Origin of the sequence: Neptuniibacter sp. CAU 1671, assembly GCF_029222905.1 — a bacterium.
Lineage (GTDB): Bacteria > Pseudomonadota > Gammaproteobacteria > Pseudomonadales > Balneatricaceae > Neptuniibacter.
Window position 1 is genome coordinate 421,325 of record NZ_JARHUE010000001.1, and the last position, 14,837, is coordinate 436,161.

12 protein-coding genes are annotated in these 14,837 nt (G+C 51.1%); 2 read left to right on the forward strand and 10 right to left on the reverse strand.

Annotated features, from left to right (window positions below):
• Positions 1-64 precede the first annotated feature (64 nt).
• From sthA to P2G53_RS02015, 10 genes are all read right to left on the reverse strand, one after another.
• Positions 65-1,465, reverse strand: coding sequence for a Si-specific NAD(P)(+) transhydrogenase (sthA, locus tag P2G53_RS01970; protein WP_275812969.1), 1,401 nt, complete (start codon positions 1,463-1,465; stop codon positions 65-67).
• 83 nt (positions 1,466-1,548) lie between these two features.
• Positions 1,549-1,788, reverse strand: coding sequence for a (Na+)-NQR maturation NqrM (nqrM, locus tag P2G53_RS01975; RefSeq protein ID WP_275812971.1), 240 nt, complete (start codon positions 1,786-1,788; stop codon positions 1,549-1,551).
• A gap of 7 nt (positions 1,789-1,795) precedes the next feature.
• Complete coding sequence (locus P2G53_RS01980; protein WP_275812973.1) at positions 1,796-2,851, reverse strand: FAD:protein FMN transferase; 1,056 nt, start codon at positions 2,849-2,851, stop codon at positions 1,796-1,798.
• Positions 2,844-4,070, reverse strand: a complete 1,227-nt coding sequence (gene nqrF, locus P2G53_RS01985; RefSeq protein ID WP_275812975.1) for an NADH:ubiquinone reductase (Na(+)-transporting) subunit F — start codon at positions 4,068-4,070, stop codon at positions 2,844-2,846. Before nqrF ends, P2G53_RS01980 begins: the two co-directional genes overlap by 8 nt.
• Positions 4,071-4,106: 36 nt before the next feature.
• Positions 4,107-4,715, reverse strand: a complete 609-nt coding sequence (gene nqrE, locus P2G53_RS01990) for an NADH:ubiquinone reductase (Na(+)-transporting) subunit E (RefSeq protein ID WP_275812978.1) — start codon at positions 4,713-4,715, stop codon at positions 4,107-4,109.
• Positions 4,715-5,374: an NADH:ubiquinone reductase (Na(+)-transporting) subunit D gene (locus tag P2G53_RS01995; protein ID WP_275812981.1), complete on the reverse strand. Its 660-nt coding sequence runs from the start codon at positions 5,372-5,374 to the stop codon at positions 4,715-4,717. Before P2G53_RS01995 ends, nqrE begins: the two co-directional genes overlap by 1 nt.
• A gap of 3 nt (positions 5,375-5,377) precedes the next feature.
• A complete protein-coding gene (locus tag P2G53_RS02000) occupies positions 5,378-6,163 on the reverse strand; it encodes a Na(+)-translocating NADH-quinone reductase subunit C (protein ID WP_275812983.1) in 786 nt (261 codons plus the stop codon).
• A complete protein-coding gene (locus P2G53_RS02005) occupies positions 6,150-7,361 on the reverse strand; it encodes an NADH:ubiquinone reductase (Na(+)-transporting) subunit B (protein ID WP_275812986.1) in 1,212 nt (403 codons plus the stop codon). Before P2G53_RS02005 ends, P2G53_RS02000 begins: the two co-directional genes overlap by 14 nt.
• A gap of 2 nt (positions 7,362-7,363) precedes the next feature.
• On the reverse strand, positions 7,364-8,698 hold the full coding sequence (locus P2G53_RS02010) for a Na(+)-translocating NADH-quinone reductase subunit A (protein WP_275812989.1): 1,335 nt from the start codon (positions 8,696-8,698) through the stop codon (positions 7,364-7,366).
• A gap of 322 nt (positions 8,699-9,020) precedes the next feature.
• Positions 9,021-10,451, reverse strand: a complete 1,431-nt coding sequence (locus tag P2G53_RS02015; protein ID WP_275812992.1) for a glyceraldehyde-3-phosphate dehydrogenase — start codon at positions 10,449-10,451, stop codon at positions 9,021-9,023.
• A gap of 269 nt (positions 10,452-10,720) precedes the next feature.
• On the opposite strand from P2G53_RS02015, the gene mfd reads away from it, so the two are divergent.
• The gene (gene mfd, locus P2G53_RS02020; RefSeq protein ID WP_275812996.1) at positions 10,721-14,164 is read left to right on the forward strand and encodes a transcription-repair coupling factor; all 3,444 of its coding nucleotides are present in this window, start codon (positions 10,721-10,723) and stop codon (positions 14,162-14,164) included.
• Positions 14,164-14,823: a peptidoglycan binding protein CsiV gene (locus P2G53_RS02025; protein ID WP_275812999.1), complete on the forward strand. Its 660-nt coding sequence runs from the start codon at positions 14,164-14,166 to the stop codon at positions 14,821-14,823. The genes mfd and P2G53_RS02025 overlap by 1 nt, the downstream gene beginning before the upstream one ends.
• Positions 14,824-14,837: the final 14 nt, after the last annotated feature.

Sequence of the window (14,837 nt, forward strand, 5' to 3'; positions counted from 1 at the left end):
AGAAGGCCCGCAAGAAAATTACAACAAAGCCATCCCAAAGGATGGCTCGGTCCAGACTACCTGATTAAAGATTTGCAATCCGGTTCAAACCAGCAATTGCCGCCACCCGGTAGGCTTCTGCCATGGTGGGATAATTAAACGTGGTATTGATGAAGTATTTCAGCGTATTGGCTTCACCTTTCTGGCTCATGATGGCCTGACCGATGTGTACAATCTCTGAAGCATGTTCGCCGAAACAATGAATACCCAGTATTGAGAGTGTTTCACGGTGGAACAGGATTTTCAGCATACCGACTGGCTGACCGTAGATCTGGGCACGGGCGGTGTCTTTGAAGAACGCCTGGCCGACTTCATAAGGTACGCACTCCTCAGTGAGCTGCTCCTCGGTTTTGCCAACAGAGCTGATCTCAGGAATGGTGTAAATACCGGTGGGTACTTCGTTGATGTAACGGAAATCTTCAGCATCCAGCATATCTGCGGCGGCGGCCCGGCCCTGATCCAGTGCGGCCGATGCCAGACTTGGCCAACCCACTACATCGCCTACAGCGTAGATTCCTTCACAGGCGGTACGGTAGTGGTCATCCACCTCAATCTGACCACGGCTGTTGGCGGTCAGACCAATATTGTCCAGCTTCAGGGTTTCTGTATTACCACTGCGGCCATTACACCAGAGGAACGCATCCGCACGGATTTTTTTGCCGGATTTAAGGCTTAAAGTCACGCCCCGGTCATCACCTTCAACCTTGTCATACACTTCGTTATGACGAATTTTGACCGCATTATTGCGCAGGTGATAACTCAAAGAGTCGGAGATTTCTGCATCCAGAAAAGACAGCAAACGACTCTGAGCATCCACCAGATCCACTTTGACCCCCAGACCGCTGAAGATGGAGGCATATTCAGAACCGATAACACCCGCACCGTAGATAATCAGGGTACGTGGCGTGTGACTGAGTTTAAGAATGGTATCGGAGTTATAGATACGAGGATGGTTGAAATCAATATCCGTCGGACAGTAAGGGCGAGACCCTGTGGCAATCACGATATTTTTGGTCCGGAGCGTTTCATCACCCTGCGCGGTACCCCGCACTACAATGGTGTTTTTATCCTCAAATTCAGCCTTACCAAAAAACACATCAATCCGGTTGCGGGCATAAAAATTGGTCCGCAATACCACCTGGCTGGAGATAACTTTTTCCGCCCGCTTCAACACTTTGGGGAAAGAAAACCAGCGCGGTTCACCAATGTCACGGAACATCGGATTGGTGTTAAATTCAATGATCTGTTTAACTGAGTGGCGCAACGCTTTTGAGGGGATAGTGCCCTTATGGGTACAGTTGCCACCCACAAACTCCTGCTCTTCGATGACAGCAACACGGCGGCCTTTCTTGGCTGCATTCATGGCAGCACCTTCACCTGCCGGTCCAGAACCGATCACAATGACATCATAGTCATACACCGCCATCTCTTTCCCCTTACGCTCTTTCTAAATTATTGTTTAAGAAGTCTTTTAGCCAAAAAAGATACCCCTATAAGGGGCATCTGCAATTAGTCTTTGGCCTTAACTTCATACGCCAGATCAGCGTTTACCTTATCGACAGACTGTTTTTCCTGTTCTTCTTCACATTTCTGCCGGTCACCACCACAAATCTCACAGCTGGTATCGATGCCAAGGTTGGCCATCCCACCGCAGGAGCCGGAGATAGGCTTGCGGCCCAAAAGGACCCCGACCGACATGGCAACGACAATCAGCAGTAAGCCGACAAATGCAAAAATCATGGTACTCATAGCAACCTCACTTCACCAGGAACGCTTCAAACCCCGGTGACATACGCTCTTCAAATCCGTTATCTGTTTTAACCAACATAAAGACTTTGATGCCTTTGGCACTGGCAAATTCCATCCCCCGCTCAGGTCCCAACACCATCAAAGTAGTCGCCAAACCATCTGCCTCTGCACAGGTAGGAGCCAGTACAGTAACTGATGCCAGACGATGATGAATCGGCGCAGCCGTCGCAGGATCTATTGTATGTGAAAACCGCACGCCATTTTCTTCGAAATAATTTCGATAGTCTCCGGACGTAGCAATCCCGGTATCACGCACCTCTATAATACGCTGAACTGTTCGCTCTATTTCAGAGGTAGGGGATTCAATGGCGATACGCCAGTGCTGACCATTTGGCTTGACTCCTTTCGCCCTCAGCTCACCACCAATCTCCACCAGATAATTGCTGATACCGGCCTGTTCCAAGACCCCGGCAACCTGATCCACACCATAACCTTTGGCGATGGCTGACAAGTCGATATAACTGGCTGCCTGCTTAGTCAGCATCCGGCTTTCAGCATCATAATCCAGTTTATGATAGCCAACCCGTTCTCTGACCTCTGCAATTTTATCTTCACTCGGCGCATGGGTAACCCGGCCATCGGGCCCAAAACCCCACAAATTCACCAGAGGCCCCACCGTCACATCAAAAGCACCGGAACTGGCATCCGCAATCTGCAAAGCCAGAGCCAATACTTCGCCTAACTCTTCAGAGACCTGAACCGTACTGGCAGCAGGTTGCTTGTTTAGCAACGACAGTTCTGAATCCGGGATGTAGGTTGACATGCTCTGGTTAACTGCCAGCAACATGTTATCAATTTGACGTGCCAGATCTGACTGCACCGTATCAGGCGTTGCGACCCATTTCACAGAAAAGGTCGTACCCATGGTCATGCCAGCGTGGGTCTGGAGTTGCGGACCCGGTTCAGAACAACCGGAAACCACAAAAAAAACAATGGCCAGCAGCAACGCTGCTGACCATTTTTGGCGGTATCTGAAACAATCAGACACCGTGGACTTAGCCACCGAAGTCATCAAGGAAGATGTTATCGCGCTCAACACCAAGATCCAGCAACATCTGAATCACAGCTGAGTTCATCATCGGAGGCCCACACATGTAGTATTCACAATCTTCAGGTGCTTCATGATCCTTCAGATAGTTTTCATACAACACATTGTGAATAAAGCCTGTCATACCCGTCCAGTTATCTTCCGGCAACGGATCTGACAATGCCAGATGCCACTTAAAGTTGTCATTCTCGTCCTGCAGCATGTCGTACTCTTCGTTATAGAAGGACTCACGCAGGGAACGCGCACCATACCAGAAGGTAATCTTACGCTTGGAGTTCAGACGCTTAAGCTGGTCAAAAATATGACTGCGCATTGGCGCCATACCTGCACCACCGCCGATAAACACCATTTCACAGTCGTTTTCAGTGGCAAAGAATTCACCAAACGGTCCGTAAACAGTGATCTTATCGCCCGGTTTCAGGCTGAACACGTAAGAAGACATGATACCCGGCGGGAAATTAGTACCCGGTGGTGGTGACGCGATACGGATGTTGAATTTAACAACACCACGCTCTTCCGGATAGTTCGCCATGGAGTAAGCACGAATCGTCGGTTCAGTCACCTTGGATACGTACTGCCACATGTTGAACTTGTCCCAGTCACCGCGGTAATCGGTATCAATTTCAAAGTCTTTGTAGTGCACTTCGTGTGGCGGACATTCCAGCTGAACGTAACCACCGGCACGGAAGTCAACGTTTTCACCTTCAGGCAGACGCAGGGTCAGCTCTTTGATAAACGTTGCAACGTTGGGGTTTGATTCAACTGTACATTCCCACTTCTTAACACCAAAGACTTCGTCTTCGATTTCCAGTTCCATGTCCTGTTTAACAGCAACCTGACAGGAGAGACGCCAGCCATCCTTCGCTTCACGCATGGTGAAATGTGACTCTTCCGTTGGCAGCATGGAGCCGCCACCGGCAAGTACCTGACATTTACACTGAGCACAGGTACCACCGCCACCACAGGCAGACGGGATAAAGATGCCTTTATCCGCCAGGGTTTGCAGCAGTTTGCCACCCGCAGGCACAGTAATAGTTTTTTCCGGATCTTCATTGATGTGAATAGTCACATCACCTGAACTCACCAGTTTCGAACGCGCCGCCAGAATCACTACGACCAGTGCAAGCACCACCGCAGTAAACATGACAACGCCGAGAATGATTTCAGCATTCATAAGCTAATCCTTCTTCTGTTGACCATGTTGACAGCATTAAAGCTGAACCCCGGAGAACGACATGAAACCCAGAGACATAAGGCCTACAGTGATAAAGGTAATACCCAGACCACGCAGACCCGCAGGCACATCGCTGTATTTCAGTTTTTCACGGATACCCGCCAGTGCAGTGATAGCCAGCGCCCAGCCTACACCCGCGCCTACGCCATACACCACAGACTCACCAAAGGTGTAGTCACGCTCAACCATAAACAGCGCAGCACCCATGATGGCACAGTTCACGGTGATCAGCGGCAGGAATACACCCAGCGCGTTGTACAGAGCAGGCACAAACTTATCCAGGAACATCTCCAGAATCTGCACAATCGCCGCGATTACACCGATGTAAGAGATATAACCCAGGAAGCTCAGATCCACTTCAGGGTAACCGGCCCATGCCAGCGCACCTTCACGTAGCAGGTGGTTATAGATCAGGTTGTTAACCGGGGTTGTGATGGCCAGCACCACAACAACCGCAATACCCAGACCCAAAGCTGTCTGTACTTTCTTGGAGATCGCCAGGAAGGTACACATGCCCAGGAAGAAGGCCAGCGCCATGTTCTCAACAAAAATCGCCTTAACGGCCAGGCTGATATACTGTTCCATTACACAGCCTCCTTGTTGGTGTTGTGAGCCAGTTCAAACTCAGCCACTTCCACCTGGTCTTTGTTGAAGGTACGTACCAGCCAGATAAAGATGCCGATAATAAAGAAGGCACTTGGCGGTAACAGCAGCAGACCGTTGGCCTGATACCAGCCACCATCATTGATCAGTGGCAGTACTTCAACACCAAACAGTTTGCCGGCACCAAACAGTTCACGGATAAAACCAACAAACATCAGTACCACACCGTAACCCAGACCGTTACCGATACCATCCAGGAAAGAGATACCTGGTGGGTTCTTCATGGCAAAGGCCTCGGCACGACCCATTACGATACAGTTGGTAATGATCAGACCAACGAATACGGAAAGCTGTTTTGATACGTCATATGCGTAAGCTTTCAGAATCTGGTCAACCACAATTACCAGCGACGCAATGATGGTCATCTGACAGATGATTCGGATACTGCTTGGCATCTGGTTACGGATAATTGAGATAAACATGTTCGAAAACGCGGTTACCACAGTTACCGCCAGCGTCATTACCAGCGCAGTGTTCAGGTTTGATGTTACCGCCAGAGCAGAACATACACCCAGGATCTGTAGACCGATTGGGTTATTCTTGAAAATCGGGGTAACGAGTACTTGTTTAGCTGCAGACATCGTTTACGCCTCCCCTGCTTTCAGGTTTGCAAGAAATGGGGCAAAGCCATTCTTACCCAGCCAGAAATGCACCAGATTGGTAACACCATTACTGGTCAGCGTGGCACCAGACAGGCCGTCAATCTGATGCATCGCGTTTGGAGATGCCGGATCAACATTGCCTTTAATCAAGCCCAGCGTAGGTTCCATTGAACCTTCAGGGTAGACTTTTTTGCCTGGCCAGATAGCTTTCCAGTTAGGATTATCAACTTCGCCACCCAGACCCGGTGTTTCAGCATGGGAGTAGAAGCCCAAGCCCACAACCGTATTCAAGTCACCTTCCAGTGCCAAAAAGCCATACAGAGTGGACCACAGACCATAACCATGTACGGGCAGTATGATCTTTTCGATATTGCCATCCGCTGTTTCAATCAAATACACAGGCATCACATTTGCCTGGTATTTAATGGATGCGATATCAATATCCTTGCTTAGGCTCTTGCCCAGCTCCTTATCCTTGGCAGCCTTCTTGGCATCGTAACGAGCTGGATCAGCCACTTCAGTGTATTTGCCCGTTTTCAGGTCAACAAACTTCTTGGTGATCGTACTCTCGAATAACTCAGGTATATTCTTACCCTGATAATCAATACCTGCTGCCGCCAGAATATTAGTCTGACGATCCAGATTTTTATTCGCAACCTGCTGTGGTTTTAGAATGACCGCAGCAGCAGACACGATTACCGAGCAAACCACACAAAGAAGAACGGTAACGGTAATCGTTTTTCCGATAGAGTCATTACTCGCTGACATCGCGTTTCATCCTCCGTTTGATATTGGCCTGAATCACAAAGTTATCGATCAACGGCGCAAACAGGTTACCGAACAGGATCGCCAGCATCATCCCTTCCGGGAATGCCGGGTTAACCACACGAATCAGCACCACCATGATGCCGATCAGAGCACCAAAGTACCATTTGCCGATATTGGTCATGGACGCTGACACAGGATCGGTCGCCATAAAGAACATACCGAAAGCAAAGCCACCCAATACCAGATGCCAGTAGAATGGCAGCGAGAACATCGGGTTAGTGTCTGAACCAATCAGGTTAAACAGCGTGGACGTAGCTACCATGCCAAGAAATACACCGGCGACAATACGCCAGGCAGCCAGCTTGGCAATCAGCAGGGCAAAACCACCAATCGCAATCGCGAAAGTTGAAACCTCACCCACAGACCCCTGAATACGACCAATAAAGGCATCAAACCAGGTAATGTTCTGCGCCAGGATGGCATCCACACCACCCGCTGCAGCCAGACCCAGCGGAGTCGCACCGGAGAAACCGTCAACCGCAGTCCAGATAGCATCACCGGACATCTGAGCCGGATAGGCAAAGAACAGGAATGCACGACCGGTGAGCGCAGGGTTCAGGAAGTTTTTGCCGGTACCACCGAACACTTCTTTACCGATAACCACACCAAAACTGATACCCAGTGCAACCTGCCACAATGGAATGGTCGGCGGCAGAATGAGGGAAAACAGAATGGAAGTTACGAAGAAGCCTTCGTTCACTTCGTGGCCACGTTTCATGGCAAACAACACTTCCCAGAAACCGCCCACAATGAAGGTTACGATGTAGATCGGTAACCAGTAGGCCGCACCGTGGATGATATTGTCCCAAAGGCTGTTAGGGTCAAAACCGGTCAAAGCAGCAGCAATCGCACCCTGCCAGGTGGTCGGTTCGGTCACACCCAGGCTGGCCATCGCCGTGTTTGCCTGCAGACCCACGTTGTACATACCAAAGAACACAGCCGGGAAGGTACACATCCAGACCATGATCATCATACGTTTCAGGTCAACACCGTCGCGCACGTGTGCAGCCGTTTTAGTGACCTGACCCGGGGTGTAGAAAATGGTATCTACCGCTTCATACAGCGCGTACCAGTTTTCATACTTACCGCCTTTATGAAAATGCGGCTCCATTTTGTCGAGGATTGTTCTAATGCTCATGCTTAGGCCTCCTTCTCGATACGCGTAAGGTTGTCACGCAGGATCGGCCCGTATTCATATTTACCCGGGCAGGCAAAGGTAAACAGGGCGAGGTCTTCTTCATCCAGTTCCAGACAGCCCAGCTGCATGGCCTGAACAATGTCACCGGTTACCAGCGCACGTAGCAGCTGAGTTGGCAGGATATCCAGCGGCATCAGTTCTTCGAACTGACCTACCGGTACCATGGCGCGCTCAGAGCCGTTAGTGGTGGTAGTGAAGTCAAACAACTTGGAGGAGTTCATGAATGAACTGAACACATTCAGCACAGAGAACTTATTGCTGCCTGGTGTCAGCCAGCCCATAAATTCACGCTTGTCGCCCTCTTCCAGAATGCTCACCTGGTTGGCATAACGTCCCAGATAGCCCATCGGGCCTTTGGCGGTACGGCCATTCCAGACAGAACCACTGATAACGCGGTTATGTGAGCCGTTTTCAGCCCCCTGCAGCAGCTCGACCAGATTAGCGCCGATACGAGTACGCAACAGGCCTGGCTTAGCGGCTTTAGGACCAGCAACAGCCACCACACGATCAGTCGGCAGGCGACCTTCAGTGAACAGCTTACCAAAGGCGATAACGTCCTGATAACCGATGGTCCAGACTGTTTTCTTCTGAGAGACAGGGTCCAGGAAATGGATATGCGTACCTGCGTTACCCGCCGGATGCACACCACCAAACTCTTCTACGGTAACACCATCAACTGTAGGCAGGTCCGCACCCTCTGCTTTACACAGGAATACTTTGCGACTCAGCTGTTTCAGCACCTGCAGGCCATTTTTGAAAGCATCGGCCTGTTCGCTGATGATGACAGCCGGATCAGCCGCCAGCGGATTGGTATCAATCGCGGTTACAAAAATAGAGTTCGGTTCACTGCCGGGCGCAGGGACCTTACTGAAAGGACGGGTACGCAGCGCAGTCCACAGACCGGACTGAACCAGATTATCCTGCACCTGTTCGCGTGTCAGACCGGACAACTGTCCTGCGTCATACTTAGCAAACTCAACAGCTTCATCACCCTCAAGCTGAATCACCACAGATTGCAGAACACGGCGGTCGCCACGGTTGATAGCGGTTACGACACCCGCACCTGGCGCTGTATATTGAACGCCTTCAGTTTTTTTATCGGTAAAGATCACTTGACCGAGTTTTACCCGATCTCCTTCCTTGACGGCCATAGAGGGCTTCATACCCACATAATCAGAGCCGACAATGGCGACTGTGCTCACAGCAGGGCCATCGGTGATGGTTTGCTGTGGTGCACCGGAGATCGGCAGATCCAGACCTTTCTTGATCCTGATCATACGCCTCACCAAATTGCAGTAAACTTTTCCAGGACAGCCAACTCAGTTGGTAAATGTACGCTCTGCCCCCCCAGAACAACACACCCACCTTTTATTATTGGCAAGTTGGCCTACCCCACCAAAAAATCCGACAAAGTATACCCGAGCAAAGACCGTTTTTTCTACTGAACAAAGGGTTATTAAGGGGTTGAGCGAACAAAAAACCCACAACTCAATATAGAATTAATGGTTATTTGCTTATTCCAATAAAAAATATTAAACCTTAGCCAAAAAAAAGCCGCTGTTAAGCGGCTTTTCGAATTTTCTCAGTCAGCTCAAAAGCTTAAACTGATTTTGGGTAGGCTGGCAGTGTGCACTGCACCATTTTCTGAACCATACGCACAACCTGGCAGCTGTAGCCAAACTCGTTGTCATACCACACATACAGAACGCAACGTTTGCCATTGGCAATCGTTGCCAGCGCATCAACCACACCCGCTGCACGAGAGCCGACAAAGTCAGTAGACACCGCTTCAGGAGAGTTGCTGTAGTCGATCTGCTTCTGCATTGGACCAAACAACGCCGCTTCACGCAGGTAGCTGTTCAGCTCTTCCTTATCGGTTTCCTTCTCCAGATTCAGGTTCAGGATCGCCATAGAGACGTTTGGAGTCGGTACACGAATCGCATTACCGGTCAGTTTACCTTCCATTGCCGGCAGCGCCTTGGATACTGCTTTAGCTGCACCGGTTTCGGTGATAACCATGTTCAGGCCAGCCGCGCGGCCACGACGATCACCTTTGTGGTAGTTGTCGATCAGGTTCTGATCGTTGGTATAAGCGTGAACAGTTTCAACGTGACCGTTTTCGATACCAAACTGGTCATACACCGCTTTCAGTACTGGTGTAATCGCGTTGGTAGTACAGGACGCTGCTGACAGGATAGTGTCATCAGATGTGATATCACCATCGTTAACACCCATTACGATGTTCTTAACACCTTTACCCGGCGCAGTCAGAACCACACGGCTAACACCTTTTGATTTCAGGTGCAGAGACAGGCCTGCCTCATCACGCCATTTACCGGTGTTATCGATAACCACCGCGTCGTTAATACCGTATGCAGTGTAATCAACCGCGTCAGGCGCATCCGCGAAGATCACCTGAATCACATTACCGTTGGCAGTAATGGTGTTATTTTCTTCATCGATGGTGATGGTGCCTTTGAAAGAGCCGTGAACAGAGTCACGACGCAGCAGGCTGGCGCGTTTTTCCAGGTCATTGGTTGCGTTACCTTTACGCACAACAATCGCCTTCAGGCGCAGAGACTGGCCACCGCCGGTTTTTTCGATCATCAGACGCGCCAGCAGGCGGCCGATACGACCAAAACCAAACAGAACAACGTCAGTACCACTGCAGGTTTCAGCGCCAATGGCATCGGCCATCTCTTCTTTCAGGAAACCTTCCAGGTCAGCAGCACCGGAATTAGCAAACTTAGCAGCCAGTTTACCGATATCAACATGCGCGTTACGCACATCCAGCTTGTCAACCGCCTGCAATACGGGCAGCGTTTCAAATACAGACAGTTCATTGCCTTCAACCTGACGCACATAACGGTGTGCTTTCAGAATATCGATAACAGAACGTTTGTTGAGAACACGTCCGTAAACAGAGGTTTCAACGTTCTTTTCGCGGTGAAGGGATCCGATCAGCGGCACCATAGCTTCGGCCAGGGCTTCGCGTTCTTTCCAGTCTGTGAAAACTTGATCTTGGTTCACAAGCAGCTCCGAGTCATAAAGTTATTCAAACACTGAAAACAGACAGGTCAGGTGATGCAGATGCGTCCCCCGTGTTGCAATTACCGGCGCGAACGCAGGCAATATGCGGGTTCTGTTCCCAGGTCCTGAAAAAATTTGCGCGCATTATCCCCTTTTCCACACCGTTGGGCAAATGCAGAAAAGTCATAATTTTCTGGTAGTCATCACTGCGTTTTAACATCACCTTGGTTACACTATGCCGCGAACTAAGCACAGCTGGAGTTAAGAGTTTGTTTCAACAGGATTATTCACTGCCCACCAAAGCCGCAGACCGCAAATCACTTGGTCAGGTTCTAGGCGCAGCCCGGGGCCTGGTCATCGCTGATGCGGCGGCACGGCATAACGGGACCACACTGGTGATCTGTAACGATAGCAGTGAAGCCCAGCGTTTGCTGGATGAGATCCGCTTTTTCTCGAGCAATACATTGGAACTGCTCGCGTTTCCCGACTGGGAAACCCTGCCCTATGACTCGTTTTCTCCTCATCAGGACATTATCTCTCAGCGTATTGCTACCCTGGCACGTTTACCCAGCTTAAAACAGGGTGTTCTGGTCGCTCCCATCAGCACTCTGATGCACCGCACTGCACCGGCTGAATTTATTGCCGGACACTGCTTCAATCTTCAAACCGGACATCAGATAGACCCGCAAGTGTTGCGCAAGCAGCTGTCTGATGCGGGTTACCACAGCGTAGACACTGTTATGGAACAGGGGGAATACGCCGTCAGGGGGGCCATCATTGATCTGTTCCCCAGTGGCTGCAGTTTTCCTTTCCGTATTGAGCTGTTTGATGACGAAATAGAAACCCTGCGCACCTTTGATCCTGAAACACAGCGATCCCTGGAGCAAATGGACGCCATTGAGTTGCTCCCCGCCAAAGAGTTTCCACTCGACGCTAAGGCTATTCGTGATTTTAAAAGCCGCTGGCGGGAGCAGTTTGATGTCGACTACCGGCAGTGCCCGATCTATAACGACATCAGTGACGGCCTGGTCTCGCCGGGTATTGAATACTATCTGCCGCTGTTTTTTGATGAACTGAGCACGCTGTTCCATGCTTTGCCTCAGAATACTCAGGTGATCAACGACCACGATCTTGAGCAGTCTGCACAACAGTTTTTGCAGGAAGTCGACAGCCGTTACGAACAGCGTCGTTTTGATGTGCGCCGTCCACTACTGAAGCCTGCACAGCTTTTTATCGGTCTTGATGAGCTCTTCCAGCAACTAAAACAGTATCCGAGAATTCAATTGCACGCGGATACTCTGGACGAAAAAGCCGGTCGCTCCAACCTGCCCTGCCTGACACCTCCAACGCTCACCGTTGATGCCAAGAAAAAACAACCCCTGGCCGAGCTGGAGACATTCCTGCGTAATAGAGATGGCCGGGTACTGTTTTGTGCTGAATCGTCGGGTCGCCGGGAAGCGTTGCTGGAACTGCTGGGCCGTCATCACATCAAGCCAGTTCAGGTGACCAACTGGTCAGATTTCATCGAACAGGAACTGCCACTCGCCATTACTCAGTTCCCTCTGGAACGCGGCCTGTCGCTGCCCGGCCGGGTACATCTGATCACCGAAACCCAGTTGTTTGGCCATCAGGTATTCCAGCGCCGTCGACGCAGCCGCGAACAGGAGCAAAATGAACAGGTTATCCGCAACCTGTCAGAACTGAGTGAAGGCTCACCGGTGGTACATCTGGAGCATGGTGTGGGCCGTTATCTTGGCCTGCAGACCATTGACCTGGATGGCGAAACCAACGAGTTCCTGACCCTGGCGTATGCAGACGGTGCCAAACTCTATGTACCTGTCTCCGCGCTGCACCTGATCAGCCGTTATACCGGCAGCAGCCCTGAAACTGCGCCACTGCACCGCTTAGGCACAGAGCAGTGGAGCAAAGCACGCCAGAAAGCAGCAGAAAAAGCGCGTGATGCTGCCGCCGAGCTTCTGGATATCTATGCCCGCCGTGCCGCCCGTAAAGGATTCAGCTTTAATGATCCCGACGAGGATTACCTGCAATTTACCGCCTCTTTCCCGTTTGAAGAAACGCCGGATCAGGCCGCTGCGATTGCCAGTGTGATTCGGGATATGACAGCCAGTCAGCCTATGGATCGACTGGTCTGTGGCGATGTCGGCTTCGGCAAAACGGAAGTCGCCATGCGCGCCGCCTTTATTGCAGTTCAGAGCGGCAAGCAGGTCGCCATTCTGGTGCCCACCACGCTGCTGGCGCAGCAACACTACCAGAACTTTCTCGACCGTTTTGCCGACTGGCCGGTTACAGTTGAACTGATCTCCCGTTTCCGCAGTGGTAAGCAGCAGGAACAGATTGTTGAAAAACTGGAGTCCGGCCAAGTCGACATCATTGTCGGCACGCATAAATTGATTCAGGGCGGCATCAACTTTAAAAACCTTGGCCTGGTGATCATTGATGAGGAACACCGTTTTGGTGTGCAGCAGAAAGAACGCCTGAAATCCCTGCGTGCCGAGGTGGATATTCTCACACTGACCGCCACACCAATCCCGCGCACCCTGAATATGGCCATGTCAGGCATACGTGATCTGTCCATCATTGCCACTCCACCGGCACGACGGCTCTCTGTCAAAACCTTTGTCCGCCAGCATGATCCCAGTATGGTCAAGGAAGCGATCCTGCGTGAGCTACTGCGTGGCGGACAGGTGTATTACCTGCACAATGAAGTCAAAACCATTGAACAGACCGCTGCCAGCCTGCGCGAGCTGGTACCGGAAGCCCGCATCGGTATTGGCCACGGTCAAATGCGTGAACGCGAGCTGGAACAGGTGATGTCGGACTTCTACCACAAGCGGTTCAATGTACTGTTGTGCACCACCATTATCGAAACCGGTATCGACGTGCCCAATGCCAACACCATTATTATCGACCGGGCGGATAAGTTTGGTCTGGCTCAGTTACACCAGTTACGCGGTCGTGTAGGTCGCTCTCACCATCAGGCCTATGCCTACATGCTGACGCCAGACAGCCGCATCATGACCAAAGACGCGCAGAAACGGCTTGAAGCGATTGAAACCAGTCATGATCTGGGTGCCGGCTTTACCCTTGCCACCCATGATATGGAGATCCGCGGTGCAGGCGAACTGCTCGGTGAAGAACAGAGCGGCCAGATTCAAACGGTAGGTTTCAGTCTCTTTATGGAGATGCTTGAGCAGGCCATTGAAGCAATTAAACAGGGCAAAACACCGAACATTGATCAGCCACTGCATCAGGGCAGCGAAATCAATCTGCGTATCTCAGCCCTGATTCCGGAAGATTACCTGCCCGATGTACATGCACGCCTGATCATGTACAAACGCATCGCCAGCGCGGACTCTGCGCAGGCCCTGAAAGAACTTCAGGTTGAGATGATTGACCGGTTTGGTTTATTACCAGAGCCCCTCAAACACCTGTTCCGTATCACTGAACTGAAATTAACCACTGAGCATCTGGGCATCCGCAAGCTGGATGCCGGGACCGAAAGCGGTCGTCTGGAATTCAGCTCTCAAACACGGATCGATCCACTTACATTGGTTAAAATGGTTCAAAACCAGCCACAAATCTATAAACTGGATGGCGCTGATAAACTGCGTTTTAACCAGCAGATGGACACTGCAGAGCAGCGGTTCAACACGGTAGAACAACTGCTGACACGACTGGCGGGACACGCTTAATGAAATACATAACGAAAATACTGATTTGTCTGGCATGCTTCAGCGCTTCTCTGGCGCAAAGCCAGGAGCTGGATAACTGGTACAGTGTAGAGATCCTGATCTTCAGCAACGAAGACAGTTCAGCGCTGTCGGCCGAAGCTTGGCCACTACTGCCAGAGCCAAATCGACGTGACGCTGTCAGTCTGCAAGCTGCCAGTGATGATGCCGCGCCTTTCAGCCTGATGAAAGCGGACCAGATGGTACTGAAATCACCCAGTGCTCAACTGCAACGCACGGGACAGTACCGCACCCTGCTGCATACCGGTTGGATTCAACCGGTAGCCCGCACCCAAAATCCAACGCCGGTGCGCATTGTTGCGGGTAACATCCTGGATAATGGCCGTTATGAACTGGAAGGTTATATCGGCATTGGCCGGGGTCAGTACCTGCACGTACGCCCGGACCTTTATCTGAACCGACTGCTCACGCCCTCACAGGCCAGCGCCCTGAACCGAGGCTCCCGTACGGATACCAGTTCAGAGGCTGCCAGCAGCTATGATTTTGCGATGCCAGAGATCCTCAGCGTACACCTGGATCAGCCACGCCGCATGCGCTCTGGAGAAATCCACTACATCGACCATCCCCTGTTCGGCATCCTGGTGAGCATTAATCCACTCTAATAAAAACACCGGCT

Coding starts and splice junctions, on each gene's coding strand:
- sthA (WP_275812969.1), bottom strand. CDS start 1,465: ATGGCGGTGTATGACTATGATGTCATTGTGATCGGTTCTGGACCGGCA.
- nqrM (WP_275812971.1), bottom strand. CDS start 1,788: ATGAGTACCATGATTTTTGCATTTGTCGGCTTACTGCTGATTGTCGTT.
- nqrF (WP_275812975.1), bottom strand. CDS start 4,070: ATGAATGCTGAAATCATTCTCGGCGTTGTCATGTTTACTGCGGTGGTG.
- nqrE (WP_275812978.1), bottom strand. CDS start 4,715: ATGGAACAGTATATCAGCCTGGCCGTTAAGGCGATTTTTGTTGAGAAC.
- P2G53_RS01995 (WP_275812981.1), bottom strand. CDS start 5,374: ATGTCTGCAGCTAAACAAGTACTCGTTACCCCGATTTTCAAGAATAAC.
- P2G53_RS02000 (WP_275812983.1), bottom strand. CDS start 6,163: ATGTCAGCGAGTAATGACTCTATCGGAAAAACGATTACCGTTACCGTT.
- P2G53_RS02005 (WP_275812986.1), bottom strand. CDS start 7,361: ATGAGCATTAGAACAATCCTCGACAAAATGGAGCCGCATTTTCATAAA.
- P2G53_RS02010 (WP_275812989.1), bottom strand. CDS start 8,698: ATGATCAGGATCAAGAAAGGTCTGGATCTGCCGATCTCCGGTGCACCA.
- P2G53_RS02025 (WP_275812999.1), top strand. CDS start 14,164: ATGAAATACATAACGAAAATACTGATTTGTCTGGCATGCTTCAGCGCT.